Origin of the sequence: Hyalangium minutum (assembly GCF_000737315.1) — a bacterium.
Taxonomy (GTDB): Bacteria; Myxococcota; Myxococcia; order Myxococcales; family Myxococcaceae; genus Hyalangium; species Hyalangium minutum.
Window position 1 is genome coordinate 90,813 of record NZ_JMCB01000002.1, and the last position, 26,833, is coordinate 117,645.

Annotated in this window: 22 protein-coding genes; 9 read left to right on the forward strand and 13 right to left on the reverse strand. The window is 68.4% G+C overall.

Going from position 1 to position 26,833, the window contains the following annotated elements; translation table 11 throughout:
- Positions 1-42: 42 nt before the first annotated feature.
- The 7 genes from DB31_RS04135 to DB31_RS04165 all read left to right on the forward strand — a co-directional run bounded on the left by DB31_RS04135 (position 43) and on the right by DB31_RS04165 (position 7,276).
- Positions 43-447 carry a hypothetical protein gene (locus DB31_RS04135; protein ID WP_044182596.1) on the forward strand — a complete coding sequence of 135 codons (405 nt, stop codon included), beginning with the start codon at positions 43-45 and terminating at the stop codon, positions 445-447.
- Positions 440-700, forward strand: a complete 261-nt coding sequence (locus tag DB31_RS04140; RefSeq protein WP_044182598.1) for a DUF5985 family protein — start codon at positions 440-442, stop codon at positions 698-700. Before DB31_RS04135 ends, DB31_RS04140 begins: the two co-directional genes overlap by 8 nt.
- A complete protein-coding gene (locus DB31_RS04145; RefSeq protein ID WP_044182600.1) occupies positions 697-984 on the forward strand; it encodes a DUF5985 family protein in 288 nt (95 codons plus the stop codon). The genes DB31_RS04140 and DB31_RS04145 overlap by 4 nt, the downstream gene beginning before the upstream one ends.
- A gap of 191 nt (positions 985-1,175) precedes the next feature.
- Positions 1,176-3,380 (forward strand): ATP-binding protein, encoded by a 2,205-nt coding sequence (locus DB31_RS04150; protein ID WP_083968006.1) that lies wholly within the window; start codon positions 1,176-1,178, stop codon positions 3,378-3,380.
- A gap of 257 nt (positions 3,381-3,637) precedes the next feature.
- Positions 3,638-5,497 (forward strand): serine/threonine protein kinase, encoded by a 1,860-nt coding sequence (locus tag DB31_RS04155; RefSeq protein WP_044182602.1) that lies wholly within the window; start codon positions 3,638-3,640, stop codon positions 5,495-5,497.
- Between the two features lie 95 nt (positions 5,498-5,592).
- A complete protein-coding gene (locus DB31_RS04160; RefSeq protein ID WP_044182604.1) occupies positions 5,593-6,897 on the forward strand; it encodes an ABC1 kinase family protein in 1,305 nt (434 codons plus the stop codon).
- A 67-nt stretch (positions 6,898-6,964) separates the two neighbouring features.
- Positions 6,965-7,276 (forward strand): hypothetical protein, encoded by a 312-nt coding sequence (locus tag DB31_RS04165; RefSeq protein ID WP_044182607.1) that lies wholly within the window; start codon positions 6,965-6,967, stop codon positions 7,274-7,276.
- Positions 7,277-7,373: 97 nt separating this feature from the next.
- Here DB31_RS04165 and DB31_RS04170 read toward each other — a convergent pair whose 3' ends face one another.
- The 3 genes from DB31_RS04170 to DB31_RS48575 all read right to left on the reverse strand — a co-directional run bounded on the left by DB31_RS04170 (position 7,374) and on the right by DB31_RS48575 (position 9,593).
- On the reverse strand, positions 7,374-7,802 hold the full coding sequence (locus DB31_RS04170; RefSeq protein WP_044182610.1) for a response regulator: 429 nt from the start codon (positions 7,800-7,802) through the stop codon (positions 7,374-7,376).
- Positions 7,803-8,118: 316 nt separating this feature from the next.
- Complete coding sequence (locus DB31_RS04175) at positions 8,119-9,456, reverse strand: sensor histidine kinase (protein WP_240486520.1); 1,338 nt, start codon at positions 9,454-9,456, stop codon at positions 8,119-8,121.
- Positions 9,453-9,593: a hypothetical protein gene (locus DB31_RS48575; RefSeq protein ID WP_157231823.1), complete on the reverse strand. Its 141-nt coding sequence runs from the start codon at positions 9,591-9,593 to the stop codon at positions 9,453-9,455. The genes DB31_RS04175 and DB31_RS48575 overlap by 4 nt, the downstream gene beginning before the upstream one ends.
- Before the next feature lie 346 nt (positions 9,594-9,939).
- Here DB31_RS48575 and DB31_RS04180 point away from each other — a divergent pair, with 346 nt between their 5' ends.
- Positions 9,940-10,617 (forward strand): response regulator transcription factor, encoded by a 678-nt coding sequence (locus DB31_RS04180; protein WP_044182611.1) that lies wholly within the window; start codon positions 9,940-9,942, stop codon positions 10,615-10,617.
- A 180-nt stretch (positions 10,618-10,797) separates the two neighbouring features.
- On the opposite strand, the gene DB31_RS04185 is transcribed toward DB31_RS04180, so the two are convergent.
- The 7 genes from DB31_RS04185 to DB31_RS04215 all read right to left on the reverse strand — a co-directional run bounded on the left by DB31_RS04185 (position 10,798) and on the right by DB31_RS04215 (position 20,567).
- Positions 10,798-11,820: a methyltransferase gene (locus tag DB31_RS04185; protein ID WP_044182613.1), complete on the reverse strand. Its 1,023-nt coding sequence runs from the start codon at positions 11,818-11,820 to the stop codon at positions 10,798-10,800.
- Positions 11,817-12,959: an aminotransferase class V-fold PLP-dependent enzyme gene (locus DB31_RS04190; protein WP_044182615.1), complete on the reverse strand. Its 1,143-nt coding sequence runs from the start codon at positions 12,957-12,959 to the stop codon at positions 11,817-11,819. The genes DB31_RS04185 and DB31_RS04190 overlap by 4 nt, the downstream gene beginning before the upstream one ends.
- Before the next feature lie 3 nt (positions 12,960-12,962).
- A complete protein-coding gene (locus DB31_RS45915; RefSeq protein WP_083968007.1) occupies positions 12,963-14,126 on the reverse strand; it encodes a tryptophan 2,3-dioxygenase family protein in 1,164 nt (387 codons plus the stop codon).
- Between the two features lie 125 nt (positions 14,127-14,251).
- Complete coding sequence (locus DB31_RS04200; protein WP_044182617.1) at positions 14,252-14,653, reverse strand: response regulator; 402 nt, start codon at positions 14,651-14,653, stop codon at positions 14,252-14,254.
- Positions 14,646-17,549: a response regulator gene (locus DB31_RS04205; RefSeq protein ID WP_044182619.1), complete on the reverse strand. Its 2,904-nt coding sequence runs from the start codon at positions 17,547-17,549 to the stop codon at positions 14,646-14,648. The genes DB31_RS04200 and DB31_RS04205 overlap by 8 nt, the downstream gene beginning before the upstream one ends.
- The gene (locus tag DB31_RS04210; protein ID WP_044182620.1) at positions 17,549-18,712 is read right to left on the reverse strand and encodes an FIST signal transduction protein; all 1,164 of its coding nucleotides are present in this window, start codon (positions 18,710-18,712) and stop codon (positions 17,549-17,551) included. Before DB31_RS04210 ends, DB31_RS04205 begins: the two co-directional genes overlap by 1 nt.
- Positions 18,713-18,737: 25 nt before the next feature.
- Positions 18,738-20,567, reverse strand: coding sequence for a cytochrome C (locus DB31_RS04215; RefSeq protein ID WP_157231825.1), 1,830 nt, complete (start codon positions 20,565-20,567; stop codon positions 18,738-18,740).
- 649 nt (positions 20,568-21,216) lie between these two features.
- On the opposite strand from DB31_RS04215, the gene DB31_RS04220 reads away from it, so the two are divergent.
- A complete protein-coding gene (locus DB31_RS04220) occupies positions 21,217-24,255 on the forward strand; it encodes a helicase-related protein (protein ID WP_044182624.1) in 3,039 nt (1,012 codons plus the stop codon).
- A gap of 6 nt (positions 24,256-24,261) precedes the next feature.
- Here the strand turns inward: DB31_RS04220 and DB31_RS04225 are convergent, their stop codons facing one another.
- From DB31_RS04225 to DB31_RS04235, 3 genes are all read right to left on the reverse strand, one after another.
- Positions 24,262-25,146, reverse strand: coding sequence for a formylglycine-generating enzyme family protein (locus DB31_RS04225; RefSeq protein ID WP_063769189.1), 885 nt, complete (start codon positions 25,144-25,146; stop codon positions 24,262-24,264).
- Positions 25,143-26,186 (reverse strand): LIC_10091 family protein, encoded by a 1,044-nt coding sequence (locus DB31_RS04230; RefSeq protein ID WP_044182626.1) that lies wholly within the window; start codon positions 26,184-26,186, stop codon positions 25,143-25,145. Before DB31_RS04230 ends, DB31_RS04225 begins: the two co-directional genes overlap by 4 nt.
- 84 nt (positions 26,187-26,270) lie before the next feature.
- Positions 26,271-26,831, reverse strand: a complete 561-nt coding sequence (locus DB31_RS04235) for a hypothetical protein (RefSeq protein WP_044182628.1) — start codon at positions 26,829-26,831, stop codon at positions 26,271-26,273.
- Between the last annotated feature and the right edge of the window lie 2 nt (positions 26,832-26,833).

The window sequence follows — 26,833 nt, forward strand, 5'->3', positions numbered from 1 at the left end:
AGAAAAGGTTGATTTACAAAACATCGTAGGCAAGGTGGGGGGGTGAGTGACGCGGTCATCCCCCCGCGGGTTCAGCGGTTCATCTCGACGCACATCGACTCCATCGAGAAGCTGGAAGTCTTGTTGTTGTTGCGGGCGCGTGCAGAGCGGGAGTGGACTGCCCGCGACGTGAGCCTGGAGCTGCGCATCACCGATGCCTCGGCGGCGGCGCGCCTGCAGGACCTCACCGCGCGCCGGCTCCTGGTGGAGAAGGCGGGCTCTCCCTCCAGCTATCGCTTCCAGCCGGCCAGCTCCGAGGACGAGCAGGCCGTGGCGGAACTGCAGGAGACCTACAACACGCGGCGGGTGAGCGTCATCTCATTCATCTTCTCAAAGCCCTTGGACAAGGTGCGGGGCTTCGCGGATGCGTTCCGCCTGAAGCGAGACAAGGACGACGGCCATGGCTGAGGCGGTCTACATCCTCTGTGCTCTCACGAGCGTGGCGTGCGCGGTGCTGCTGCTGCGAGGCTACTCCCGCTCGGGCCAGCGCCTGTTGCTGTGGAGCGGGCTGTGCTTCGTGGCGCTGGCCCTCAGCAATGTGCTGCTCTTCGTAGACCTGGTGCTCATAGGGCCGGAAACGGACTTGAGCCTCTTGCGCATCTCGCTGGCACTGCTGGGGGTGGCCACGCTGCTCTACGGCTTGATCTGGGACTCGCAATGAACACGTTCCTCACGGTCAAGACGATGATGAGTGGCGGGCTGGTGATGGCCTGTGTGGCGTGTGCCGTCTTCTTCCTGCGCTTCTGGAAGTCGTCCCGGGACCGGCTCTTCGCCTTCTTCGCCCTCGCCTTCGGGGTCATGGCGCTCAATTGGCTGTCACTGGCGCTGCTCCAGGTAGACGATGAGCGGCGCCACTACCTCTATGTGGTCCGCCTGGTGTCCTTTCTGCTGATCCTCTACGCCATCTGGGACAAGAACCGGGCCGGCCGCGGCAGCCGCTCCTGAGCCAGCCCGCAGTGACACGGAGTCAACACTCCGTGCGCCCTGTTCCCCAGACGGGCGTACCTGTCCGCCTGTGAGCGCCGAGGGAAAAGGCGCGGTCGAGCCGATTTGTCGGCCTGTACCCCTTGCCGAACTGTGGATCCATCCGCATGTCGTCAGGACACTGTCCACTTGGCGGTGGGGGAAGATCCGACATGCGGGAAGAACTGCCAGTCGCGAGCATCCTCCTGGTGGACGATCACCCGCCCAACCTCGTCGCGTTGGAGGCGGCGCTAGAGCCACTGGGGCAGCGGCTGGTGAAGGTGCGCTCCGGGACGGAGGCGCTCCAGCGGCTCGCCAGCGAGGACTTCGCCGCGGTGCTGCTGGATGTGCAGATGCCCGAGCTGGACGGGTACCAGACGGCGCGGCTCATCAAATCCCAGGAGCGCAGCCGCCACGTGCCGCTGCTCTTCCTCACCGCGAGCCAGAGGGACGAGCGGCAGGTGCTGCGGGGCTACGCGCAGGGCGCGGTGGACTACCTGCTCAAGCCGCTGGATCCGGACGTGCTGCGCGCCAAGGTGGCCGTCTTCGTGAACCTGTACCAGCGCCAGGAGGAGCTGCGCCAGCGCGAGGCCCGGCTGCGTGAGCACGAGCGGCAGTTGCTGGTGCGCCAGACGGAGGCGCACTCGCGCGCCCTGCTGGAGTCCATGCCCCAAGCGGTGTGGGCCGCGTGGACGGATGACACCCAGGCCTGGTGCAACCCCGCGTGGATGAAGCTGACGGGGACGCAGCATCCGGTGGCCTCGAGGCAGGACTTTCTGGCGGCCATCCACCCGGACGAGCGCGCGGCAGTGGAGGCGGGCTGGCGCGAGGCCCTGCGGACGGGGCTCTCGTGGGAGGCGCAGCACCGGCTGGGAGGCCCGGAGGCCTGGCGCTGGCACCGGCTGCGCGTGACGCCGCTGCCTTGCGAGGGGCAGCAGCTGCGCGGCTTCCTCTGCACGGCGGCGGACCTCGACGACGAGCGCCGCAGCCAGGAGGTGGCCCAGCTGCTCTCCCATGCCAGCGTGATGCTCTCCTCCGCGCTGGACTTTCACGCCACGCTGGCTCGCCTGGCGCAGCTCGTGGTGCCGCGCTTCGCGGACTGGTGCGCGGTGGACGTGGTGGACACCGAGCGGCCCCAGGGCGGGCTCAGCCGCGTGGCGGTGGCCCACATGGAGTCCCACAAGGCCGAGCGCGTGCTCGAGCTCCACCAGCGCTATCCTCCCGGGGCGGTGAACCTGCCAGGCGTGGCGGCGGTGTTCACCTCCGGGAAGTCCGAGCTGCTGGCGGAGGTGCCGGACACGCTGCTGCGGCGGCTCTCCGAGGACTCCGAGCACCTGGCGCTGCTGCGCGAGGTGGGCTTCCAATCCTGCATCCACGTGCCCATCCGCGCCCGGGAGCGGACCTTCGGCGTGCTGACCTTCGCCATCTCCAGCAAGCGCCACCGGTATGACGCAAGAGACCTGGCGCTGGCCGAGGAGCTGGGCCGGCGCGCGGGTGTGGCCATGGACAACGCGCTGCTGTACCGGGAGGCCCAGCGGGCCCAGCGCGCGGCCCAGGAGGCCAACCGCCTCAAGGACGAGTTCCTTGCCACGCTCTCGCACGAGCTGCGCACGCCGCTGACGTCCATCCTCGGGTGGACGCAGATCCTCCTCAAGCGCGACGACCTGGACGAGGTGGGCCGCCGCCGGGGGCTGGCCACCATCGAGCGCAACGCGCGCGTGCAGCGCCAATTGGTGGAGGACTTGCTGGATGTCTCGCGCATCACCAGCGGCAAGCTGCTGCTCAACCTGAAGGAAGTGTCGCTGCGCGAGGTAGCGGAGGCCGCCCTGGAGAGCGTGCGTCCGACGGCCGAGGCGCGCGGGGTGGGGCTTCAGGCGGAGCTGGGGGACATCCACGACACCGTGCTGGCGGATGCCACGCGGCTGCAGCAGGTGCTGTGGAACCTGCTCACCAACGCGTTGAAGTTCACGGATCGCGGCGGGTGTGTGTGGCTCACGGGCAGCCGTGATGGGGACACGGTGAGGCTCACGGTGCGAGACACGGGCAAGGGCATCTCGCCCGAGCTGCTGCCCCACGTCTTCGAGCGCTTCCGCCAGGGCGACATCGGCCGGGAGCAGGGAGGTCTGGGCTTGGGGCTCGCCATCGTGCGGCACCTGGTGGAGCTGCACGGGGGCTTCGTGGCCGTGCAGAGCGAAGGGCCCGGCGCGGGCTCCGTGTTCACCGTCCAGCTGCCCCTGCGCGCCAGCCGCTCCGAACGCCTGCCTGAGCGTGTGGCCGCCGCGGAGCTTTCGGGACACTCGGAGCCAGAGCGCTCGCACGCCATGTCCGACGAGTTGGTCGCGGCAGTGGCCTCGCTGATGAGCCAGGCCACCCACTGAGGCTGCCCTTTCATCGGGTCTGAAAGTTCTTCCGCAGGGCCTGCTGAAGTTCTTACCGAGTGCCACCCTACATATGGATCCGCTGGTGGCAGATCGGCTCCTCGCACTGTCCGAAATCCGAATGCGATCAACCGCTTGAGAGGGGACTGGCAGCCGTACGGGCCTGGGGCAGGGCAGGCACGGATATCGCATCGCAGTGAATGGTCCGGCCGGGGGTGGGTGGCCGGGAGTTGTCCCTCTCAAGGTGATCCGAGCCCGTGCAAGCGCCTCCGTCTGCCTGCCATTGCGAGAGTCAGCACCGTGAGGCGGACCACTGCCCCACGCTCGTTCGCTCGGGTGAGGGGCCGGTAGCGCGGCCGCTGCTGGAGCGGGAGGAGAACTTCCTGGGGCAGAAGTTCGGCAGCTTCGAGGTGGTGCGCGAGCTGGGGCGGGGAGGGATGGGCTCGGTGTGGCTCGCCGAGCACACGCTCATCCGCAAGCGTGTCGCGGTGAAGGTGCTGCATGCGCACCTGGCGAAGGATCGGCGGCTGGTGGCGCGGTTCCTCTCCGAGGCACGCACGCTGACGGTGATCCAGCACGAGAACGTGGTGGCGCTGCAGGACCTGGACATGCGGGAAGGGCGCCCCTACCTGGTGATGGAGTACCTGGAGGGGCAGAATCTGGCCGCGTTCGCGGAAGGTCCGCTGGAGCCGGCGCTGGTGGTGGAGCTGCTCTCCCAGGTGTGCGATGCGCTGGCGGCCGCGCACGCGCACGGCGTGGTGCACCGGGATCTCAAGCCCGCCAATGTCTTCCTCGTGCCCATGGGCAACGGGCGCCACCGGGTGAAGCTGCTGGACTTCGGCATTGCCAAGCTCCTGAGCTACCCCGGGGGGATGACGCCCACGCAGGAGGGGATGCTGCTGGGGACGCCGGAGTTCATGTCGCCGGAGCAGTGCAACGGCGAGACGGTGGATGGGCGCACGGACCTGTACGCGGTGGGGGTGATGGGCTACCTGCTGGGGACGGGACGCTTGCCGTTCTCGGGGAGCCCGGCGGAGGTGCTGGTGGGGCACCTGATGAAGGCACCGCGCCTGCCTCACGAGGTGCGGCCGGAGGTTCCGCCGGCGCTCTCCCAGGTGTTGATGAAGGCGATGGCGAAGCGGCCGGAGGATCGGTTCTCCTCGGCCGCGGAGCTGCGGCAGGCGCTGCAGGCGGTGCTGAAGCCAGAGCCTGCGAAGGCCTCGATGCTGATGGCGCGGGTGCGGGCCAATGGACGGCCGGCCTTCGAGGAGCTGCGCTGCGAGCGGGTGGGACGGGCGGGGCTCTTCCTTCAGACGGAGTCGGTGCCGCCTCCGTTGCTGGAGGAGGTGGGGCTGCTGCTGCGGCTGCCAGGGGGGGAGCTGTCCTGCACGGCGCAGGTGGTGCGGCACGTGTCCGCGGAGCAGGCGCGTCAGTGGAACATGGCGCCCGGCTTCGGGGTGCAGCTGCGCGACACGGCACCGGGCTTCCTGGAGGCGTTCGAGCGGCTGCTGGCGGGGGAGCGGCTGTCTCCGCAGACGCCGCCCTTGAGCAGCGCGCGGGAGGATGCGCGGGCGGAGGCGGTGCTTCAGCGCTACCGGGAGCGGCTGCAGGGAGACCACTACCTGGCGCTGGGCACGACGTGGGAGGCGGACTTCGACACGGTGCGCGGCTGCGCGCGCGCGGCCCGGCAGGCGCTGGAGCCGCTGCTGAAGCTGCCCTTGTCGCTGGGGCAGCGAGCACAGGTGGAGCGGGTGCTGGAGCGGGTGGCGCAGGCGGCGCACGTGCTGGGCCATCCGGAGCGGCGCACGGAGTACGACGCGGGGCTGCGCAACCTGGAGGGGCTGCTGCGGTGCCTGAGCGCGGGGCTCACGGTGACGGAGCTGGAGCGGTGCCGCCGCCAGTTCCTGGCGAAGAACCGGGTGCCCGAGGGACACGCGACGATCCACCTGAAGACGGGGGATGCGTTCGCCGCGCAGGGCAAGCTCACGGAGGCCCTGGTGGCCTACGGAGCGGCGCTGCGGGCGGATCCGCTGCACCTGGAGGCGCTCAAGCGCTGGCGCTCCCTGCGAGCCCGGCTGCTGACCGCCTCAGGCCCTTCTTCAGCGCTGGGGCGCTGAGCAGCCAGCCAAGTCGTGTGTACGCCAGATTCTACCTCTCCACACCTGCGGGACTTGCGTCCAAGGACAGGGTCCTCGTTAATCATCAGAGACCCATGTCCTCCAACCCCGACGACAAGCTCCCCCCTCAGGGGCGCCTCACCCGGCTGCGCAAGCTGGCGGGGCTGTCCGCCCAGCTCGGCACCGAGGTCCTCAAGAGTGGCGCACGCCGCCTCGCCGGCCAGGAGTCGGAGCTGCTCAGCAAGGGAATGGCCGAGAAGCTCGTCGCCACCCTCGGAGACTTGAAGGGCGCCGCCATGAAGTTCGGCCAGGCCGTCTCCATGGATCCGGACCTCCTCACCCCCGAAGTCCGCAAGGTCCTCGCCCGCCTCCAGAACCAGGCCCCCGCCATGGGCTACGACACCGTGGCCCGTGTCATCCGTGAAGAGCTCGGCGCTCCCCCCGAGGCCCTCTTCCGCGAGTTCGATCGCCAGCCCCTCGCTGCGGCCTCCCTCGGTCAGGTGCACCGCGCCGTCCTCGAAGACGGCCGCCCCGTCGCCGTCAAGGTGCAGTACCCCGGCGTCGGTGACTCGCTCCAGGGCGACCTCGACAACCTGGGCATGGTCGTGAAGACCGTCTCCAAGACGTCCAAGATCATGGACGGCACCTCCTACTTCCAGGAGCTGCGCGAGGAGTTCCTCCTCGAGCTGGACTACCTCCGCGAGGCCCGCCTCTGCCAAGGCTTTGCCCGCAGCATCTCCCGCCTGCCCGATCTCAAGGTGCCCGACGTCATCCCCGAGCGCACCGCTCAGCGCGTCCTCACCCTCGAGCTCCTTGAGGGGCAGACGCTCAAGGACTGGGTCGTCACCGCGCCGCCTCCCGAGGAGCGCTTCCGCGTCTCGCGCCAGCTCATCCGCGCCATCTACGGGCCCTTCTTCTGCGCTGGTGAGATCCACGCCGATCCCCACCCCGGCAACTTCATGGTCCTGAAGGATGGCCGCCTGGGGCTGATGGACTTCGGCTCCATCAAGAGCTTCTCTCCAGGCTTCGTCTCCGCCAACCGGCGCCTGTTCCTCCAGGCTGTGCAGCTGCAGCCCATGGACATCCTCGGACTGAGCCGCGAGGTGGGCTTCACCATCGAGCTGCCGGAAGCCGAGGCCGAGGAGCTCATCCATGAGATCCTCCGCATCGCCGGCCGGTCCATGCGCTCCAGCGCCTACGACTTCACCACCTGCGAGGTCAGCCGCGATCTCAAGCGCCACTTCGCCAAGAACGCCGCGCGCTTCCTGAAGATCCGCCCCCCGCCCGAGGCCGTCATGTTCTTCCGCTCCACTGGCGGGCTCGCGCAGAACCTGCGGCTCATCGGCGCCCAGGGTGATTTCCGCCGTGTGTACCAGGAAGTAGCCGACCTGCTGGCCTGAGCCTTGCGTTCCTGCTCAGGACTCGTGCAGCACGGGCCTCGTGCCTAGCTTGGGAAGGGTGACGGTCTTGGACACACGGCAGGAGCGGCTTCTCTATACGCGCTCGGCGAGAGCGCGCCTCCAGGCCCTCCCCGCCGAGGTGCGCCTCCATGTGGAGACGCATATGGCCAACCTCACCCTCCTGATCGAAGGCCTGGCGCCCGAGCATCTCCCCCAGATGCTGGCGCATGAAGACGAGGGCTTCGTCACGGCCGTGCCGGGAGCCCGGGTGCGCTTCGTCGTCGCTCCCGCGGCGCGCGCCCTGCTCGTCTACCGCATCGAGACCTTGCCCGAAAGGGAAGTGGCTCCTGCCGTGCACCCCCAGCTCGGCCCCGAGTGACTCTGGCGGAGCCACCACCGGCAGCCAAGGCGGAGAGCCTTCGCGTGACGGCGCCTCTCCGCTCGTGGCGAAAGAGGCGCACGCCCGCGGCGCTGCACTACTTGTTGATGGCCTGATTGGAGGGGCTGGACGCCGGGCCCGTCGCCGAGCGGCCCCGCTTGTAGAGGTCCGTCAGCTTCTTGGCCAGGTCCGCGCCCTGCACGCTCTTGGAGATGTAGCCGTCCGCGCCGGACGACAGCGCCAGCGAGCGCAGCTTCGACTCGTCCGAGGCCGAGTACAGGATGAACTTGGTGCCCAGCGGCGCCTGCGCGCGCGCCAGAGACAGCACCTTGTCGCCGCTCAGCGCGGGAATGTTCACGTCCAGCAGCACCAGGTCCGGTGCCACCGAACGCACCAGGTTGGACACGCCCAGCGAGGAGCGGTGCGTGCGCACATCAAATCCGTAGGACGAGAGCGAGCGCTCCGCCAGTACAAGCTGATCCTGGTCGTCGTCCACAACGAGGACTCGGATCTTGGTTTCCGACATTGTTTCCCCCAGGGGGCAGGGTTGTCGCTAGAGAGACTCTAATTATGACCTCGCTCCGCGTCAGGAAAGAAGGGGGGGGCGTGTAGGACCCTGCCGAAAGTGACAAGCGAGCAGGCAGTTTCCCGGGAAGTCGTGAGGCGCTCAACACCGGATATTGAGAACATCGTGAATTCCGAAGGGCCGCCTCGTGGATAAGCAGGCGCTCCCCACCTGCCCCGTCGTGTCGCCGAGAGGAATCGTGGCCACCGTGGCGGTGCTTTTCTCTCACCCGGTGGAGACGCATGGCACGGCGCAAGACCCACCGGGGCAGGGCAGCTCAGCGGCGCTTCTGCGCGGCCCGCGGAGGACGCCGTCCCTTCGACACGCCCGGGTCGCTGGGAGCATCCGGGGCACTCGGAGTGCCCTGCAGCGGGAAGGTGAGGGTGAACACCGCGCCCCGCTCCGGGCGGTTGGCCGCGGTGATGGAGCCCCCCGCGCGCGCCATGACGCCATAGGCCATGGACAGCCCCAGTCCCGTGCCCTGGCTGCCTTTGGTGGTGAAGAAGGGCCGGAAGATGCTGTGCAGGTTCTCCGGAGGAATGCCCGTGCCCTCGTCCTCCACGGTGACGACGACCTTGCCGCCCACCTCGGTGCCACGCACGCGGATGACGCCACTGTCCGGCATCGCGTCCCGGGCGTTGAGCAGCAGGTTGATGAAGACGTAGCGCAGGTCCGCCGCCACGCCGCTCACCGGCGGCAGCAGCGGGACATCCACCTCGATGCGCAGCGACAGGCCATGCCGCTTCGCCTGGTGCTCGAGGTCGCTGCGGGCGATCTCCACCGCCTCGCGGATGACGTCGGCCAGCTGCACCTGCTCGCCCGCGTGCTCGGGCCGCTGGCGCGCGAAGTCCTGGAGGTGGCGCAGGCGCGTGTGGGCGTCGCTGACGATGCGCACCATCGCGTCCATGTGGCCGCGGTGCCGCGTGGCGAACTCCGCGTCCCTCTCGATGAGCTCCAGCCGGAGCTTCATGGCGTTCAGGGTGTTGTTGAGATCATGCGCCACGCCCGAGGCCAGCTCGCCCAGGGCGCGCAGGTGCTCCTGCTGGGACAGGGTGGCACGCGCCTTCTCCAGCTCCTGCTCGGCCTGGACCTGGGCGGTGATGTCGTGGGCGAGCAGCAGCACGGCCTCCCTGGGACGCTCCCGGGGGTTGAGGCCCACCCGCTCTGTGCGCACCTCCAGCGTCCTCACGCCGGACTGCTCCTGGTAGCGCTCCACCACGGGGCCTCGCTCCCCCGAGGCCCTCAGCGCATGGGTGGCCTCCTCGGCCACCAGCCGCAGCGTGTTCCGGGCGGGGCCCTGCTGCTGGCCCTGGTGCAGGCGGAGCCACGGGCCGCTCCGGGTCAACGCGTGCCAGCGCGGATTGGCCAGCAGCACCACGCCATCACTCAGGAGCGCCACCGCGCTGGCGCTCGTCTCCAGCGCCCAGTTGGAGAGCCGGTAGGTGGTGATGTGCTCCTGGGAGCGCAGCTCCAGCTTGTGGACGAGCGTCTCGTGCTTGGAGAGGAGTTCCTGGTACTTGCGCAACAGCTCCGCTCGCATGCGCGTCGGAGGCTCGGCGGGGTGCTTGGCCCCGGGGGAGGTGGCAGGAGGGGGCGGACGGCGGCGCGGGCTCATGCTCTCGAATGCTCCATGCGCGCGCGGTTCTCCTCCGGCAGCGCGGCCAGCTGGATGACGTCGTGGGCCACATAGAGCAGGCCCTGCATGTCCCTGCCATTGCCCCGAGGGGGCACCGCCTGAGCGCGCAGCGTCACAGGTTCGTCCCCGGGGGCTCCAGGTGGCCATGGCCGGGCTGTTAACCCACGGCGTGGCGGGTCAGCAAGGCTGGAGACACCCTGCTAGGTAGGATTCGACAAAACATGTTTTGTCTATAACCCGGAGCAGGCCGATGGGATGGGCTTCCATTCCGAACGCGGCTGGCCATCTACGGGATGCTCGATCGGATGGCTCGGACGGGGGGGGCGTATGCACAGGACGTCCTGGGTTCTCATCCTGAACACTGAGGGGCGGAGGTCCGGGGCGGTCCTTCCTTTGCTCGTCTCGGGTGCCGTTAGATGGAAGCCGTACTCAGGTCACGCCGCCGAATCACGGAGACACATCATGGAGCCGAACTCCCGTATCCGGGTGGGCATTCTCGAAGACCAGCAGATCTTCCTCGAGAGCCTGGTATCGATTCTGGAGAGCGCCGGCATAGAGGTGGTGGCTCAGTGCTCGAGCGTGGAGCAATTCCTGGCGCAGACGCGGCAGCAGCCACCGGACGTGGCGCTGGTGGACCTGCGGCTGGAGCACAAGGACGGGCAGCAGCTGGCGGATGGCTGCCGGGCGGTCGAGCTCCTGCATGACTTCTACCCGAATGTGCGGCCGCTCGTGCTGTCGGCCAACCGGAACGCGGAGGAGGTGGAGCGCTGCTTCCGGGCTGGAGCGGCGGGCTACCTGTGCAAGCAGAACATCGGCTGCGCGGAGCTGCTCGAGGCCGTGGGGCGGGTGGCCCGGGGCGAGCGACTGGTACCCTCGGAGCTGTTCCCTCACTCCATCGTGGAGGAAGAGAGCAACGCCTCGCGCAGCGTGCTCCACCAGCTCACGGCCCGGGAGCGCGAGGTGCTGGGCTTCATCGCCTCGGGCGCGGACAACCTGAAGATCGCCGTGTGCCTGGGCATCACCGAGCGCACGGTGAAGGCGCACATCACCAGCATCTACCGCAAGCTGGACGTAGAGAACCGCACGCAGATGGCGATGCTGGCCTGCCAGCTGGGCGTGGAGCGTCCGGCAACCGTCTGAGGGTCATCTCTTCCTGGGACTTGAGGCCAATAGGTTCTTTCGCTGGGGAGCAGCACCTTGGAAGCAGCACGTTGGCGGGCCCCTCCTTCCCTGCCTTCTCCCGCCGCGTGCGCTGGGTCGTTTCCAGCGGGCCGGGGCGGGGATGCTTCCTCCTCCTGCCCCGGTCCGCTGCCAGCCTGCTCAAGGCTTCGTCGCGACGACGAGCTCGAAGGGGCCCGGCAGCACCTCGGGCGCTTTGAAGCCCAAGTCCTTCAGGGCCAGCAGGTAGTACTCCACCTCGCGCAGGCGGCTCACGCAGCTGTCCACGCCCATGAGGAAGTAGGACCAGAAGAACTGCGCCGTCAGCCGCTCGGGCGTGCGGAACTCCTCGCAGATGAGGATGCGGCCACCGGAGGGCAGCGCCTCGTACGTGGCCTTCATCAGCGCGCGCGCCGTCTCCGCTGGCCAGTCGTGCAGCACACGCACGAAGGAGATCGCGTCATAGCCGCGCGGCAGCGGCTCCTTCAGGAAGTCTCCGCCCACGAAGCCCAGCCGCGCGCCCAGCTGGTGCTTCTCCCGCGTGCGCGCCACCAACGCCTCGGTGGCCGGCAAGTTGTACACGTCCACCTGGAGCTCCGGGTGCTGCTCCAGCAGGTGCGCCGCCAGCGAGCCGTCTCCGCCGCCCACCTCCAGCAGCTTCTGCCCCGGGCGCCACAGCGTGCCGCCGTGGGTGCGGAACACCTCGAGGATGGGGCCCAGCCCCGCGGCCATGCTGGCCTCGAAGCCCGCCACCTGCTCGGTCGTCTGTGGCGGCCATTCGAAGTCCTTGGCCGGCATGCTCCGCTCCCCGCGCAGCACCTCCGGCAGGTGGCCGTGCAGCTCGCGCCAGCCGTACTTCTCCCGGTCCCGCTCCAGCGACTGCGGCCCCACCACCTTCTCCGCCGCCGCGCGCAGCCCCGGCACCGCCGTGTAGCGGGCCTCGAGCAGCGCGTCCGTCTTCTGCTCGCGCCGCACCAGCCCCAGGCTCTCCAGGCAGTCGAGGAACTTGTAGAGACGCCCCGGCACCATGCCGTACTTCTGGCTCAGCACCTCCAGCGTCACCGGGCCTGCCTCCAGCGCTTCCAGCAGGCCCAGCTTGTACGCCGTCTCCACCACGTCGATGGCGCGCGCTCCGTTGAAGAGCAGGTGCAGCAGCGCGCGGGGAGTGAGTTCCACGGTGCTCATGCCTTCTCCTTCCGCGCCTCGGCCACCAGCGCGTCCATGAAGCGGTCCACTTCTTCCAGCGTGTTGTAGAGGTGCGGCGCCACGCGCAGCATGCCCCGGTAGCTGCAGATGAAGCCGCTGGCCACCAGCCGCTGGGCCACCGCCGCGTCTCCGGGGAAGCGCAGTGCCACCACGCCCGCGCGCCGCTCCTCCTGCCGCGGCGTCACCACCGTGAAGCCCGCCTCGTCTGCCCGCTCCATCACCCGCGCGGTGCACCGCAGGGAGTGTGCGCGAATCGTCGGCATCCCCACCGACGCCAGGATGTCCAACCCCACCCGGGACAGCTGCGAGGGCAGCACCGCCGGGGTGCCGCTGGCCATCCTTCGCGCCGTGGGGGCCCAGTCGCGCACCGGCCCGAAGGTGAGCGGGTTCTCTCCGGCGATCCACCCCGTGGCCGCGGGCCTCAGCGTGGGCAGCAGGGCCGGGCGCACGTACAGGAAGGCGCTCTCGATGGAGCCACACATCCACTTGTGCGCGCCGCCAAGCAAGAAGTCCACGCCCAGCGCGCTCACGTCGATGGGGACGGCGCCCACCGACTGGTAGGCGTCCACGGCCACGAGCGCGCCCACCGCGTGCGCGCGCCGCACGACGGACGCCAGGTCCAGCATGGCGCCGGTGGAGGAGCTGGCGTGGGTGACGCTCACGAGCAGCGTGCGCTCATCGATGGCGGCGCACAGGCGCTCCTCGTCCATCCTCCCGTTCTCGGAGGGCACCACCACGGTCTCCGCGCCGTAGCGCTCGAAGCCCTTCCAGAGGAAGGGCACGGTGGGGAACTCCAGGTCCGTGGTCACCACGCGGCGGCGCTCGCCCTGGTAGTCGAAGCAAGTGCCCAGGCGCCCCAGCAGCGTGGTGAGGTTGGTGTCCGTCACCACGGAGCCGTCCGGCGCGCCGATGAAGCGCGCCACCGCGTCCATGTACCCGAGCCAGTCCGCCCACCAGCCCTCCCACGCCTCGTCACGCCAGTGCTGCAGCGTCTGCCCGTAGCGCTGGAGCACCGCCTCCATGCCCCGGGGGAACGCCCCCGTGGAGTTGCTGTTGAGGTACGTCACTTTCTCCAGCAGGGGGAACTCCGCCCGTACCGCCGAGAGCGTTGCGTCCATATGTCAGCGTCCTGAATCCTTGGAGGGGTGGTTCGCCGCGACGCCTTCCTGCAACTGCGCGGCGAAGCGCGAGGTGGGCGGCTCGGGCCGGGACCACGGATCATCCGACTCCGGCAGCGGCGGAGGCTCGGTGGGCCCCGGCGCCTGTCCGCGACGAGGCGGCTCGGGCTTGGACCAGGGGTCTTCGGCAGGCGCCTGTGGAGGCACGCTCGCGGCGGCCGTGGCGGAGGGATCCACCTGCGCCGCGGCCGCGGCCAGGGCCTGGGCGGTGCTCATCACCGGAGGAGCCGACTGCTGTGGCTCGGTGGGGGCCTTCGCCGCGCCCGGAGCCGGAAGGTCGGAGGCCGCCTCCAGCGCTGAGCTGATGGAGGCATGGCCCTCGGGAGCGGGGGGGCCCGCGGGGCTTGGGGAGACAGCGGGGTAGGAGCCCGAGGGCCGCTGGCTGCCGGGCGCGTAGCCACCGTCGCGCCGCCACGCGTTCGTCATCTCCGCGCGCACCTCCCACAGCTTGCGGAACAGCGGCAGCGTCATGCGCCCCGCCAGCACCTGCGTGGGCAGGCCATCCAGCGCCTTGATGGAGCGGTCCACGCCGATGATGCGGCGGACCATCTGGTAGTGCGTGTAGAGCCACGTCTGAAACAACTCGTCCAGGTCGACGAACTGCTCGCAGATGCGCTTCACGTCCTCCGAGTTGTACGCGCCGACCTTGTACACATCCAGCAGCCGCAGGTTGCGCCGCTGCAGCGTGCGATCCAACGCCGCCGCCAAGCCGTCCGCCGCCAGGCGCATGGCGTTGTAGCCCGGAGACTCCTGCCCGCTGCCGTTGCCCAGGCTGCGCCGGATGATTTGATACGTATCCGGCGTCATCGTCTCCAGGATGTTCATCTCCGCCACGAGACATTTCATGGCGCGCAGCATGCGCTCCAGCCGCCCGGTGGCTGGCCACAGCAGGTCTCCATCCATCTCCGCCACCACCTCGACCGCTTCCTGGGTGATGAGCTTGAGCCAGAGTTCCTGGGCCTGGTGAGTAATCTGAAACAAGAGCTCATCGTGATGGACGAGCTCCTCCGTGGAGGACTGGAGATGTAACAAAGTCCCTGTTTTCAAATAGACCTCGTAATCGAGGTCTCCCTTACCGACCCACTTCTTCAGCAAGGGATTGAACATGGGAGACGCCAGTTGATGGCGTAGCTTTTCAGCCTCACTGTAGTCAGGAGTTCGCAAGACAGGGCCCTCCAAAGGGCAGACATTTCAGAGAATTCAGACAGCCGAGTCAGTGAGACCGATTGAACTCAGACAGGAGACACGGGAGTAGGGCGAGGCTTGTGACGGAAGGACTCCAGCTTCCGCGCGAGCTCATCACCTTGAACACTCTTGGAGAGATATCCATCCGCGCCTGACGCCATGGCGAGCGAGCGCAGCTGGGTCTCATCCGAGGCTGAATACAGAATGAACTTGATGCCCGAGGGCGCTTGGGTGCGCGCCAGGGACACCACCTTGTCGCCCTTGAGGGCGGGGAAATTCACGTCAATCAGGACGACGTCCGGCACGCTGTCCCGGATGCGGGTGGAGACACCCAGGGCGGAGATGTGCGTCTCCACCTCGAACCCGTGAGCGCGCAGCGAGCGCGCCACCAAGTCCAAGAGGTCCGGGTCGTCATCCACCACGAGCACGCGGAGCTTGCCGTCAGCCATGGCTCTTCCCCAGGTGCTTGCGGATGGTGTCCAGGAGCTGATCGCGGTCCAGCGGCTTGGTGAGGTACGCGTCGCAGCCGGCCTTGAGGGCCCGGTCCTGGTACTCGCGGCCCGCGTGGGCGGTGACGGCGATGACGGGGACCTTGGAGATGGCGGCCGGCAGGGCGCGGATGCGACGGGTGGCCTCCCAGCCGTCCACGCGCGGCAGGGACAGGTCCATCAGCACCAGGTCCGGCGTCTCCTTCTGCGCGCGCTCCAGGCCCAGCTCACCGTCCTCGGCCTCGAGCAGCTCGTAGTTGTTGCCGAGGTAGCGGCGGACGATGTCGCGGTTCTGCGGGTTGTCCTCGACGTAGAGGATGCGGGGCATGCGCCCGCTGTTGGCCGCGCGCTTCTGCAGCAGCAGCGCCTTGGCTTGGCCAATCACGTCGTCGATGGCGTGGCCGCCCTTGCGCACGAAGGCGATGAGCCCGTTGCGCAGCGTGCTCTGCTCCTCGCTGGTCAGGTCCTTGCCGGTGAGCACCACCACCGGCATGTGGAGGTTCTCCGCGCGCAGCCGCCGCAGCACCTCGAAGCCGTCGAGGTTGGGCATCATGAGGTCCAGCACCACGAGGATGGGCGGGGAGACGCGGGCCTTGAGCAGGGCGTCCTCGCCGCTGTGGGCCTCGGAGGTGGAGAAGCCGGCGCGGCGCAGGCTGCGGCTGACGAGCTCGCGGGTGCCCGCGTCGTCATCCACCACCAGCACCTCGCCGGTGCCCAGGGCCTGGGTGCCCAGGGTGCGCGTCACCACCTCCACCAGCCGGTCCGGCTCGATGGGCTTGACGAGGTACTCGCACGCGCCCAGCGAGTAGCCGCGCGCGCGCTGCTCCTCCACGGACACGAGGATGACGGGGATGGTGGACAGGTGCGGCTCGCTCTTGAGCTGGCTGAGCACGCTCCAGCCGTCCAGCCGGGGCAGGTGGATGTCCAGGATGATGGCCTGGGGCTTCACCTCGCGCGCCAGCCGCAGCGCGTTCACGCCGTCGCCGGCGGGCACCACCTTGAAGCCCGCGGGCTCCAGCTGGCCCACCACCAGCTGCTGCATGAGCAAGTCGTCGTCCACCACCAGCACGGTGCTGCCGGCCGCCAGCGGGGCCAGCTTCGCCGCCACGTCCTCCACGGACACCGCCTGCTCCGGCTGCTCTCCATTGCTGGAGGCGGACGGCGCGGGGGCCGGGCTCTCCAGCACGCCCGCGAGCCGCACGGTGAAGGTGGAGCCGCGGCCCAGCACGCTGGTGACGTTGACGTTGCCGCCGAGCACCTTGCTCAGCTCGCGGACAATCGCCAGACCCAGGCCGGTGCCGCCCACCTTGCGCGTGTGCGAGCCGTCCACCTGGCGGAACTTCTCGAAGATGTGCTGCACCTGATCGGGCGGAATGCCGACGCCGGTGTCCTCCACCGACATCACCGCCTCGTTGCCCTCGGCGCGCAGGGCCAGCGCCACCTCTCCGGACTCGGTGAACTTGGCGGCGTTGCTCAGCAGGTTGAGCATGATCTGCCGCAGCTTCAGCGCGTCCGTCTGCAGGAACCGCGCGCGCTCTTCGATGTTGAGCGTGAGCGCCACGTCCTTGCCCTTGAGGTACTCGCGCACCGTGGCCTGGCACTCCTCGGCCAGCTCCTGCACGTCCACGCGCTCGGTGACGACTTCCACGCGGCCCGCTTCGATCTTCGACAGGTCCAGAATGTCGTTGATGAGCGCCAGCAGCGTCTTGGCGTTCGTCTTCACGACGTTCAAGTCACGCCGGCCGTGGGCGGTGAGGCGGCTGCCCTCCTCGCGCATCAGCAGGTCGCAGTAGCCGATGATGCCGTTGAGCGGGGTGCGAATCTCGTGGCTGAAGTTGGCGAGGAACTCGCTCTTGAGGCGGGCGGCGGCCTCGGCCTCGCGGGCGCGCTCCTCCTCGTTGCGCTTGGAGATGGCCAGGTCCGTGGCCAGCTTGTCCAGGTCCTCGTTCTGCTGGCGGATGATCTCCATCTGCAGCGCGCGCTGCTGGTAGCTGGCCAGCGAGCGGGCGGAGACGGACTTCGTGCGCTTGAGCTCATCGAGGTTCTCGGCCAGCTTCTTGTTGGCCGCCTGGAGCGCCGCCTCGTTGCGCTTGCGCTCGGTGATGTCCTCGGTGACGCCCATCACATAGAGGACCTCACCCTGCTCATTGGTGAGGGGGATCTTCCGGGTGCCGAACTGGCGATCCTCGCTGACGACGCGCGCGACCTCCTCGAAGGATTTGATCTGCTTGGAGGCGGCCACCTCGCGATCAATGGCGACGAAGGCGTCGGCCTGCTCCTTGGGGAAGTAGTCGTGATCCAGCTTCCCGAGCAGGCCCTCCTTGGTGGTCTGAAACGAGTCCGTGAACGTCTTGTTGACGACCTTGAGCCGCAGCTCCTTGGCATCCTTGACGAAGAGGATGAAGGGCAGGCTGTCGATGATCTTGTTGAGCAGCCAGACCGTGCGCTGGAGCTCCTCCCCCTGCTCGTGCTGGTGTCCGCGCGCGAGGATCAGCCCCAGCCGGCCCAGCTGCTCTTCGGTGAGGTAGTCGCTGGCCCCGGCTTGCATGGCGGCCGCCAGTGTCTCCTCGTTCCACTGGCGTGACAGCACCACGAAGGGCGTACCGTGGCCCTTTTGCTTCCAAGTGGCGTGAATCTGCTCCAGGGAGAGCGCCCCCGGCTCCGTGCCGAACACCACCAGAGACCAGGGCTTCGCCAACGCAGCAGCGAGCGCGTCGGCGCTGGAGACCCGCTCCACCTCGTGCCGCGGCGACACTCGGCGCAGTGCGTTTAGAACCTGCTCGGTCTCGCGTTCGCTGGTGTGGAGGAGGATGCGGTGGGTAGGGCTTTCGGTTTGCGCGAGGGGCGAGAGGCTCATCAGTTGGATCCGAACGCCAGCACGGTCAGCGTGGTGTTGATGTGGAACCCCGAGTAGATCTCGAAGTGCACATTCATTCCAGCCGCCGTCGGCGCGGAGCGCAAGGTCTCCGCCAATTCGGGAACCTTACCTGTAGCGCTCGCGTACCACATACGCCCACCGCAATGAAACAGGAGGACAGCCTGGGGGTTGTGTACCCGCCTGGGCAGCTCCTCCGTGAAGAAGGACTTCGTCATTCCGGCCATGTCGCCAATCTTCATGAGCTCCAGCTCGGAGCCCTCCTCCAGCAAGTTGGCGAAAAGAATGGAGTTATCCTCGAGGATGGGCTTCCAGGGGGCGCGGATGAAGTACTCGCGTCCCACGCGGAGTGCGGTCGGGCGGACGGCGAAGCCCTTGGGGGTTCCGAACTCCAGCTCACTCGGCTGGCACCCGAGCAGGTCCGCGTAGCGCTGGGCCGCCGGCTTGCCATCAATCTCCAGGGCGCGGGTGTGCGTCTCGTCGACCTTGGTAATCGTCATCCGCTCGCCGGTGGGGATGTACCAGTGCGAGCGGAGGGCGGCGAACGGGGCGTTGGTGCGGAACAGGGCCACGAGCACCGCGTCGGTGGCGACTTCACCGTCCACGTGGAGCTGCGAGGACTGCTTGGAGATGTCGCGGTTGTCGTCGCTGGCGCCGCCGCCCACGAGCACCAGCGTCTGGTTCTTCTCGAGGATGCCCAGCAGCAGCTCTTCCTTCTTGTAGCGGAAGCCGTCGTCAATCACGAGGCCCACGTACTTGCGCGGATCCAGATCCGCCTGCCGCACGCCGAGCTCCTCGCAGGCCTTCTTGATGGCGTTGCCGCCCGCGGAGACGGCATCCAGGCTCAGGCCGGTGCCCAGGCCCACGCCCACGTCGAAGTCCCCGTAGAGGGCGCCGAGCACCACGGAGCCGGAGTGGATGCCGGTGTTGTCCAGCTCACCGGCGGTGGTGGCGCCCACCAGGCGGCAGCCCTTGGGGAGCCGCTCGCGCACGGCGCGGTTGAGCGCGCTCTGGTCGCGCTCACGCGAGGCGAACATCATCACCAGCTTGGGGGTGATGCTGCCCAGCTGCTTCATCAAGTCCTCCGCGGCCGCGACGGGCTCCTTCTCGGTGCTGCGAGCCGTCTGCATCTTCACTTGCGCCATGGAGGACCTCCGGGTGTGGGAGCGGCTAGAGGCCGCTCTGAGGGTGATTAGTGTGGCAGGTACTGGTGCACTGCTGGAAGGATTCGCTGCCGCCCCCCACATACATGCTCTTGAGGGGGCCGAATTGGGCCTGGTGCTGGGGGGACCACGTCTTGTGGCACGAGAAGCATGCAGCCTTGCTGGTGCGCTGGATGCTGGAGCGGTTCAGGTGGCAGCTGCTGCACTGAGCCAGGTTGGTATCAAACCGGTCCGAGCGCGAGTGGATGAAGTGCACGCGCACGAAGATGGGGCCCTCCAGCTCGAAGGAGAGGGGGGCGTGGCAGCCGTTGCAGGCGGCTCGGTTGTCGTTGCCGTGGAGCACGCTGGCCAGCTCGCCGCCCTTGCTGTGGCAGCTGTTGCACGGGCCGGTGGTGGGCACCGGGGTGGTCTGCTGCCGGGTGCCGACCTGGATTTCCAGGGTGCGGCTGTAGGGCATGTCCTCGCCCAGGTACACACGGCGGCCCTTCACCGTGACGAGGTAGGTGCCAGGCACGGCGTTGGCGGGCAGCTGGGTGGTCCACGTGTCGCTGACGGGCGCAGCCCAGCCGGCGTGGGTGGGATCGAACGCACCGCCGAACAGGTTCGGGCCCTTCGGGATGGTCTGCACCTGGGAGAAGAGGCCGTCACGCTCGAAGGTGGCCGGCGTCTGGACGGTAGGCCCCAGGAAGTCGTTGAGGTCGAGGATGGAGCGGATGGGCTGGATTCTCTGGGCCGGCCCGATGATCTGCGTCATCAGCATGCGCTCGCGGTGCTTCCTGCGGTAATACGTGGCCGACGGATCGAAGAACGCCCGATAGTACTGGATGCCCGGCTCATTGTTGCCGAAGACAACCTCATTATACGTCGGAAGCGAGCCCTGGGGGTGGAGCCTGCGGCCGGAGCCATCCTTCAGGGTGAGACGGAAGGTGATGGAGGTGCCCGGGGCGTAGGTACCGTCCGCGCGGGGCGGAGTGACGGGCACCATGTCGATGGAGAAGCCGTAGTCATACGCGGGGCGTGCCACCTGCTCCACGGGGATGGTGTACGGGGCGCTGGGGCGCAGGGACCAGCGCAGGCGGAGCGCCTTGGTGCGCGAGTCGAGCTTCAGCAGCTTCTCCTTGCACGGGGTGCGGGCGTTGCGCAGCTCCACCAGCGCCTCCTCCATGAAGTTGTTGGCGCCCGCGCAGCTCTCCAGCGAGCGGCAGTCATACGTCCACTGGATGGCGCGGAAGCGGCGGACGAAGAAGTCGTCGTCATCCCGGCGCTGGTCGTTGGCGCCCGCGTTGAGCTCCAGGGGGCGGCCGAGGGTGCGGCCCTGGGCGTCCACCTGCTCCACGATGAAGATGCTGGGCAGGTCCATCCACAAGGCGTTCCGGTAGAAGCGGCGGCGCTTGTAGCCCTCGGGGCCCGGAGACAGCTCGAACTCCTCGTCCACCTGCCGCACGCCAAGCCACCCCAGGCCGGCGAACAACCCGTTGCGGCGCAGGCCGTCCACGCCTTCGTCCCGGGTGGCCGTCACCGAGCTGCGCAGGTCGATCTGGTTGATGAAGAAGGTCTGCCCCGCCTTCACGCGCAGCGGGATGCCCTCGCCGTCCTCCACCTCGAGCGCCAGGCTCACGGCCTTGTCGGTCGACGGGTCCGAGCGGCGCTCGTCGTCGGCGTCCTCCACGGCCTGGGACTGAGTGCTCAGCTCGGAGGGGGCGCTGGCGCCCGCCGGCTCTGCGCCGCACGCGGCCATCAGCGGGGTGAGTGAAGCAAGCAGGAGCACCACACCGAGCGACCCCACCTGTCGGGTGGTCTCGACCTTCATTGCCAGCGGCGCCGTCGACTTACGCATGAGGGCCCCTCCTTGCTGCTGGCCGGGGAGAGGGAAGAGACCCCGGCCTTCTGATTATGTCCCCTGAACTCTCTTCTAAAACAGAGAGTACCAGAGAATCGTCATTTCCGGCTTTAGCCGGAAGAGGCTGTTTCGAGCAGAAGAAAGAATATCCGTCTCAGGCAGAACAATTCAACTGTTAAGAAACTTGAACGGGCCTGAAAAGCGGTGAGATTGAAACAGAGCGTAATTTTCCCTTAAATCCTCAAAAACTGGGGTGTTTCAGGGGGGATTGAAAACAGGGTGTGGGGCGAAATCCGAGAGGGTGTGTGAACGAGGAATCCTTGACTTCCCAACCCATTTCTTATTGAGCCGAGCGGGATTTTTTGGATCGCAACGAGCGCTCCAGAAATGGAGAAAACGGCGCTCCAGAGCGCTCTCCGCACGTAGCAGGTGAGAGCGCTCTGGGCCGACCCGGGCCTCGCGCGAGGGACGGCGCGGCGATTCAGGGGACACCACTCACCAGGTTGGGCCGCGGAGGCTGGCGTGAGGGGCGAGGGAGAGGAGGTGCGCCCCTGCTTCGTTGCTCGGGGTGCGTTGCGGAATGGCCTTCCTCGGCGCACGGCGTTAAGAGGCGAGCCCCGTTTTCTTTGGCCCCCAGCGATCTCCTATGTCCCTCGTCGAAGGTCTCAAGGTTCGTTATCTCCCGCAGCCCGAGTGGGGCGTGGGTCACCTTGCCGCGCTCCAGGAAGGGGGCGCCAAGGCGGTCGTCTTCTTCCCGGCCCGCGAGGACTCCGCGGTGCTCGTCTCCACCAAAGGCGGGGCGCTCGTGTCGTACGCGCTGCCCAGCGGGGAGCCCGTCGTGACCGTCAAGGGACGGCAGGCCACCGTGGTGCGCGAGGAGCCCGGGGCTCGTGGGCTGCGCCGGTACGTCATCCGCTACGCAGACACCGGTGAAGAGGACGAGATGCCCGAGTCCGAGCTGCGCGCGCTGCCTCCGCGCTCGGATCTGCTCTCCACCCTGCGCGAGGGCCGCGTCGGGGATTCCAAGGCCTTCATGCTCCGGAAGCAGGCGCTCGTGCTGGACGATGAGCGCCGGTGTGACGCCCTGGGCGCGCTGCTGGCCAGCCGGGTGATGGTGAAGCCTCACCAGGTGGGCGTGGTGCAGCGCGTGCTCTCCGCGCGCCGTCCGCGCTTCGTGCTCGCCGATGAGGTGGGCCTGGGGAAGACCATTGAAGCGGGCATGGTGTTCAGTGCGCTCCGGCTCTCGGGGCTCGCGCGCCGCGTGCTCGTGGTGGCCCCCAGCCACCTGACCGTGCAGTGGCTCGTGGAGCTGTTCCACAAGTTCAACCAGCTCTTCACGTTGATGGACTCCGACCGCTACGCGCAGTCCCTCAAGGAGCAGCCCGAGGTGTCTCCCTGGGAGCGCTTCCCGCTCGTGGTGACCAGCCTGGAGATGCTCGCGCGCAACGAGGAGCACCGGCAGGCCGTCGCCGAGGAGGATGCGTTCTGGGATCTCGTCATTATTGATGAGGCCCACCACCTCAAGGGCGAGAAGGCGTTCGAGGCCGCCGAGGCGCTCGCGGGCAATAGCTGGGGCCTGCTGCTGCTCACCGCCACGCCCATGCAGCTGGACCCGGCCGAGTACCACGGGCTGCTCACGCTGATCGACGCGGCCACCGCGCCCACGGTGAAGGGTTTCGAGTCGCGCTTGGCCCGGCAGGAGGAGCTGTCCACCGCTGTCCGCGCGCTGCTCGAGGGCAATGAGCCCGCCAAGGCCGTGAAGGCGCTGGCCAAACGCTTCCCCGAGGACGCCAAGCTCCAGGGGCTCAAGGACCGGGACGCGCTGCTGGAGCACCTCGCGGAGACGTACAGCCTGTCCGACCGGCTCGTGCGCAACCGTCGCGCCATTGTCGGCGGCTTCTCCACCCGGCGCCTGCACCGCCACCCGGTGAAGCTCTCCGCCGAGGAGCTGAAGACACGCGATAGCGCCTTGGCGGCCCTCGCGAAGTCGAGCCTGCGCGGCGCGCCGCTGGCCAACGTGCTGCGCCGGCTGGAGTCCAGCCCCTCGGCGTTCGCTGGTGCCGTCAGCTCCAACCCCGCGCTGAAGGGCGCGGATCTGAAGCTGCCGTCGCGGGATGCGAAGCTGGTGGCGTTCCTCGGCGTGCTGCGCGGCATCTGGGCCTCTGAGGCCGCCGCCAAGGTGCTCGTGTTCACCGAGAGCCGCGACACCCTGGAGGCCCTGCAGGCGGAGCTGGGCCGCGAGGGCATCGAGGCGCTCGGCTACCACGGCGACTTGCCGCTGGTGGAGAGAGACAGACAGGTGGCGCGCTTCCGCGATCCCGAGGGCCCCAAGGTCCTGCTGTGCACCGAAGTCGGTGGCGAGGGCCGCAACTTCCAGTTCGCCCACCACCTGGTGCACTACGACTTGCCGTGGAGCCCCGGCACCGTCGAGCAGCGCATCGGCCGCCTGGACCGCATCGGCCAGACGAAGCCGGTGGAGATCCACGTGTTTGACCCAGCGGGCACGCTCGCCTCGGACGTGCTGATGCTGCTGGCGGACGCGGTGGGAGTGTTCGGCGAGACCGTGGGTGGCCTCGACGCGGTGCTGGAGGAGGTGGAGGACCGGATCGCCGAGCTGGCACTGCTGCCTCGCGAGGCCCGCGTCGCCTACGCGGCCGAGCTGAAGACCAAGGTGGAGGCGGCTCGGGCGCAGGTGAAGCGCGCGTATGACCCGCTGCTGGATCTGCGCTCCTTCGACAAGCCGGCGGTGGCGCGGCTGGTGGCGCGTGCGCAAGCGCGCATGGGCATGGAGGAGGAGGACGAAGAAGAGGGCGAGGAGCTGCCGCTGGAGGATGGCCTCTGGGGCGTGGCGAGAGACCTCGACGAGCGGCTGGAGGAGACCGTCACGGAGCTGGCCAAGCGGGTCGGCATCCGCGTGGACACGGACGAGGAGGTGGACGCGTTCCAGTGCGCCTTCCACTTCGGCCATGCGCTCAACGTGGAGGGGCTGCCCGGACTCGACGTGATGGAGGACCGGACGCTGCTGGGCACTTTCTGGCGCGACACGGCGGTGGAGGCCGAGGAACTGGAGTACTTCGCCACTGGGCACTCGCTGGTGGAGGCGCTGTTCGGCTTCCTGCGCGACGGGCCGTACGGGCGCAGCGGCTTCCGGTTCATCGAGAAGCGCGGGCCCCTCAAGGCGCGCGGGCTGGAGCTGCTCTACCACGTGCAGACGCCCGAGCCCGAGGACACCTCTGCCGGTGCCCGTGTGCCGAGCCGTCAGCTCGCGCGCTTCCTGGAGCGCACGCTGCTGCCGGTGGCCGTGGCCGAGGGGCCGGGTGGTGCCAAGGCGGATGCGACGCTGCTGCCCGCGCTGGAGGCAGAGGGCCGCGCGCTCAAGGGCGACGAGGTGTCGCGCGCGTTCCCGGGTGTCCGCGCGTTCGTGGACGCGGCGGTGACCGTGGGACAGAAGGCCGCCGAGGCGGAGCTGGGCAAGCTGGCCGCGAAGGCGCGCAAGGCCATCGAGGCCGAGCGGGACGCCACGCTGGAGCGGATGCGTCTGTCACTGGGACACCAGGGGCTGGATGCCAAGGCGCTGGAGGCCCAGCTCGACGCGGAGCGCACGCACTACGAGCGCCTGCTGAAAGCACTGGCGGGCGCGAAGGTGGTGCTCGACTCGGCCTGCGGGTTCGTCATCAACCGCTGAGCCTCTTCACTTCTCCGGGAGTGCCTGAGCCTCCTCGATGCTCGCTGCGCAGCGGAATCCGAAGTGGTGGAAGATGGGCCGGTTGGAAGGCACATGCGGCCTCCGGTACACCGTCGTCGCGTACGAGGCTGGCCAGAACCAGGAGCCTCCTCGCACCACCTTCTGTGTATATCCCGCGCAGGGCTCCTGGCCCGCGCAGGGCCCCTTCGGATTGATGCCCTGACAGGCGGCGCCACAGGCTCTCCACGAGGGCGTGAACCAGTCCGCGACCCACTCCCACGCATTCCCCGCCATGTCATACAGCCCATAGGGATTGGGAGGGCGTGAGCCCACGGGCTCGGGACGGCCCACCTCGGCATGGGTCTTCGAGCGCTGCCGCTGGCCGCAGCTGCGTCCACGGCTGTCCATGATGACGGCTCGCTCGCACGTGGCGGGCTCGTCACCCCAAGGGTAGAGCCGTCCGTCCGTACCCCGCGCCGCCTTCTCCCACTCGGCCTCCGTGGGCAGGTGCTTGCCGTGCGCTTCGCAGAAGGCCTTCGCGTCGTACCAGCTCACCCCATTGATGGGTTGCTGCGGGTGGTCGAAGTCGCGGTAGTTCGGGCCCGCCTTCCGGCAGCGCCCCTGTGCCTCGCAAGCCTTGTAGGCGCTGTAGGTCACCTCGTGGGTATCCATATAGAAGGTCTGCACCCAGACCTCCTGCTGTGGCCGGGCGGGCGCGTGCGGCCCTCCGTTCATGCCTCGGAGAAATGGGCCTCCCGGGATGCAGGCCATGCCCGGCTTGGGTGCTTCGAGGCAGGGCACCACCGCTGGAGCCTCCGAAGATGGAGCAGCCGCCCCCGCGCTCGTGCTGACGAGCCCCACGAGCAGCGCGAGCCACCGCACGGTGCTCATGGGAGGTTCTCCGCCCGGGCTGGCAGCGTCCGAGCTGGAGCGCGCTTCACCCGCCGCTTCGCCAGGAGCTTCTGCTTCGCGGCCTCGCGCGCCTCGGCGGGCGGAGTGTCGAGCCGTGACAGCCCACGCACCTGTCCCTCGGCGGCTGCGAACCGCAGCATCGTCACCGACTTGCGAGTCTTCTTGTCGTCCAGCCAGGCCACGAAGTTCGGACCGGACTGCGTGTTGTAGTGGTAGTGGGTGCCCTTCACGTGAGGAATGCCCCGCTCACCGCTGGTGCGGAGCACCACGCTGTTCTCCGTCAGCGCAAGTCCTCGGATGTTGTTCCGGTACTGCGCGTCGTAGGCAAAGTATTGCTCGGCGTTGGACAGGTAGAGCACGCCCACCGTCTTCCCTGACGCGGAGAGTGCCTCCCCGAGCGCCTTCATGGTGCGCCGGGCCGTGAGGTCTCCTCTCACCATGAAGACCTTGTCCTCTTGGAAGAGGCGGCGCAGGTGCGCGTAATCGGCGGCGTTCGTGAGGAAGCAGGTCTGGTTCGCTTTCGCCATCTGCGCCATGAGGCGCCCGAACCGCCGCTCCACCGCCCCGCGGGCCGTGTTGAGGGCCAGCAGCGCACCGGCTCGCTGCCGCTTGTCGGAGTAGCCCTCCTGGATGAGCCGGCGCACCTCCGAGCGGCTCTGCTTCTGCCAGAGCTCGAGGAACGCCCCGGGAGTCTCCGCCGCGAGGAAGATGACGCGGTAGACCCGGTGGAGATCGACCACGGACTGATCAAAATCCAGCAGGACGAGCCCCTCCGCTCGTGCCCAGGCTCCCAGCAGGTAGTTCTGGTCGGTGCCCACGCCCACGTAGACGCCGCCCTTGTCCTTCACCGCGTTGTGGAAGAGCTCGAGGGTGTCTTCGTTCGAGATCCAGTAGTGGAGTCCTCGCACCAGCCCCGGTGGAGCGGGATCGGCGGGCAGGTTCGTGAACGTGGGGTGCGAGGCCTCACTGGCGGAGACCGAAGCGGAGAGGAGCAGAGCCAACACGGCAGCAAGGCGCATCACGCCGATGATACCGCCTCCGCTGGCAGCACCTACTCGGGGCCGGAGCCCCGATGGCCACCGTCTCCCGAGCGCGCCGCCCGCTCAGGCCTTCAGCTTCTCACGCAGCGCCTTCGCCCGGCCCTGCATGTCCGGATCCAGGCTCGTGATCTGAATGCTCTTGAGGCGCTCGTCCAGGCTCTTGGGCACCTTCGTCTTCAGCTTGCCCTCGCCCTCCATCGCCTCCAGCTTCGCCAGCGCCTTGTCGGCAATCCGCTCGCGCGGGTGGTCCAGCAGGCTGTCCAGGAAGTACGCGTCCTCGGGCAGCTCCGGGTACTTCTCCAGGTACTCCACCACCCCCTGCACCCAGGCCTGCCGCGTCTCCGCCTGCTGCAGCTTCTGCATGGCGGCCTTCTGCGTCTTGCGCTTGCCCTCGGGGTCGAACTTCTCCGCCAACCCCTCGGGGAGTTCGCCGCCCGTGAAGAGCGCGTCCGCCGCCGCCTTGTACTTCTGGTAGGAGGCGCTGCGCTCGATGCGCTGCTGCGCCGGGTCATCCTGGCGGGAGTGGCTCTTGCTCTTGCCGCGCATCGCGTCGATCTCTCGCCACGACTTGTTGCGCTTGCCGGAGAACCCACCGCCTTCGTTGTCGTCCTTGTCTCGTGCCATCC

What these genes read in the sequence shown, in the direction of transcription:
- DB31_RS04140 (WP_044182598.1), top strand. Translation starts at nt 440, where the DNA reads ATGGCTGAGGCGGTCTACATCCTCTGTGCTCTCACGAGCGTGGCGTGC.
- DB31_RS04145 (WP_044182600.1), top strand. Translation starts at nt 697, where the DNA reads ATGAACACGTTCCTCACGGTCAAGACGATGATGAGTGGCGGGCTGGTG.
- DB31_RS04150 (WP_083968006.1), top strand. Translation starts at nt 1,176, where the DNA reads ATGCGGGAAGAACTGCCAGTCGCGAGCATCCTCCTGGTGGACGATCAC.
- DB31_RS04160 (WP_044182604.1), top strand. Translation starts at nt 5,593, where the DNA reads ATGTCCTCCAACCCCGACGACAAGCTCCCCCCTCAGGGGCGCCTCACC.
- DB31_RS04170 (WP_044182610.1), bottom strand. Translation starts at nt 7,802, where the DNA reads ATGTCGGAAACCAAGATCCGAGTCCTCGTTGTGGACGACGACCAGGAT.
- DB31_RS04175 (WP_240486520.1), bottom strand. Translation starts at nt 9,456, where the DNA reads ATGAGCCCGCGCCGCCGTCCGCCCCCTCCTGCCACCTCCCCCGGGGCC.
- DB31_RS04180 (WP_044182611.1), top strand. Translation starts at nt 9,940, where the DNA reads ATGGAGCCGAACTCCCGTATCCGGGTGGGCATTCTCGAAGACCAGCAG.
- DB31_RS04185 (WP_044182613.1), bottom strand. Translation starts at nt 11,820, where the DNA reads ATGAGCACCGTGGAACTCACTCCCCGCGCGCTGCTGCACCTGCTCTTC.
- DB31_RS04190 (WP_044182615.1), bottom strand. Translation starts at nt 12,959, where the DNA reads ATGGACGCAACGCTCTCGGCGGTACGGGCGGAGTTCCCCCTGCTGGAG.
- DB31_RS45915 (WP_083968007.1), bottom strand. Translation starts at nt 14,126, where the DNA reads ATGTTCAATCCCTTGCTGAAGAAGTGGGTCGGTAAGGGAGACCTCGAT.
- DB31_RS04200 (WP_044182617.1), bottom strand. Translation starts at nt 14,653, where the DNA reads ATGGCTGACGGCAAGCTCCGCGTGCTCGTGGTGGATGACGACCCGGAC.
- DB31_RS04205 (WP_044182619.1), bottom strand. Translation starts at nt 17,549, where the DNA reads ATGAGCCTCTCGCCCCTCGCGCAAACCGAAAGCCCTACCCACCGCATC.
- DB31_RS04210 (WP_044182620.1), bottom strand. Translation starts at nt 18,712, where the DNA reads ATGGCGCAAGTGAAGATGCAGACGGCTCGCAGCACCGAGAAGGAGCCC.
- DB31_RS04215 (WP_157231825.1), bottom strand. Translation starts at nt 20,567, where the DNA reads ATGCGTAAGTCGACGGCGCCGCTGGCAATGAAGGTCGAGACCACCCGA.
- DB31_RS04220 (WP_044182624.1), top strand. Translation starts at nt 21,217, where the DNA reads ATGTCCCTCGTCGAAGGTCTCAAGGTTCGTTATCTCCCGCAGCCCGAG.
- DB31_RS04225 (WP_063769189.1), bottom strand. Translation starts at nt 25,146, where the DNA reads ATGAGCACCGTGCGGTGGCTCGCGCTGCTCGTGGGGCTCGTCAGCACG.
- DB31_RS04230 (WP_044182626.1), bottom strand. Translation starts at nt 26,186, where the DNA reads ATGCGCCTTGCTGCCGTGTTGGCTCTGCTCCTCTCCGCTTCGGTCTCC.
- DB31_RS04235 (WP_044182628.1), bottom strand. Translation starts at nt 26,831, where the DNA reads ATGGCACGAGACAAGGACGACAACGAAGGCGGTGGGTTCTCCGGCAAG.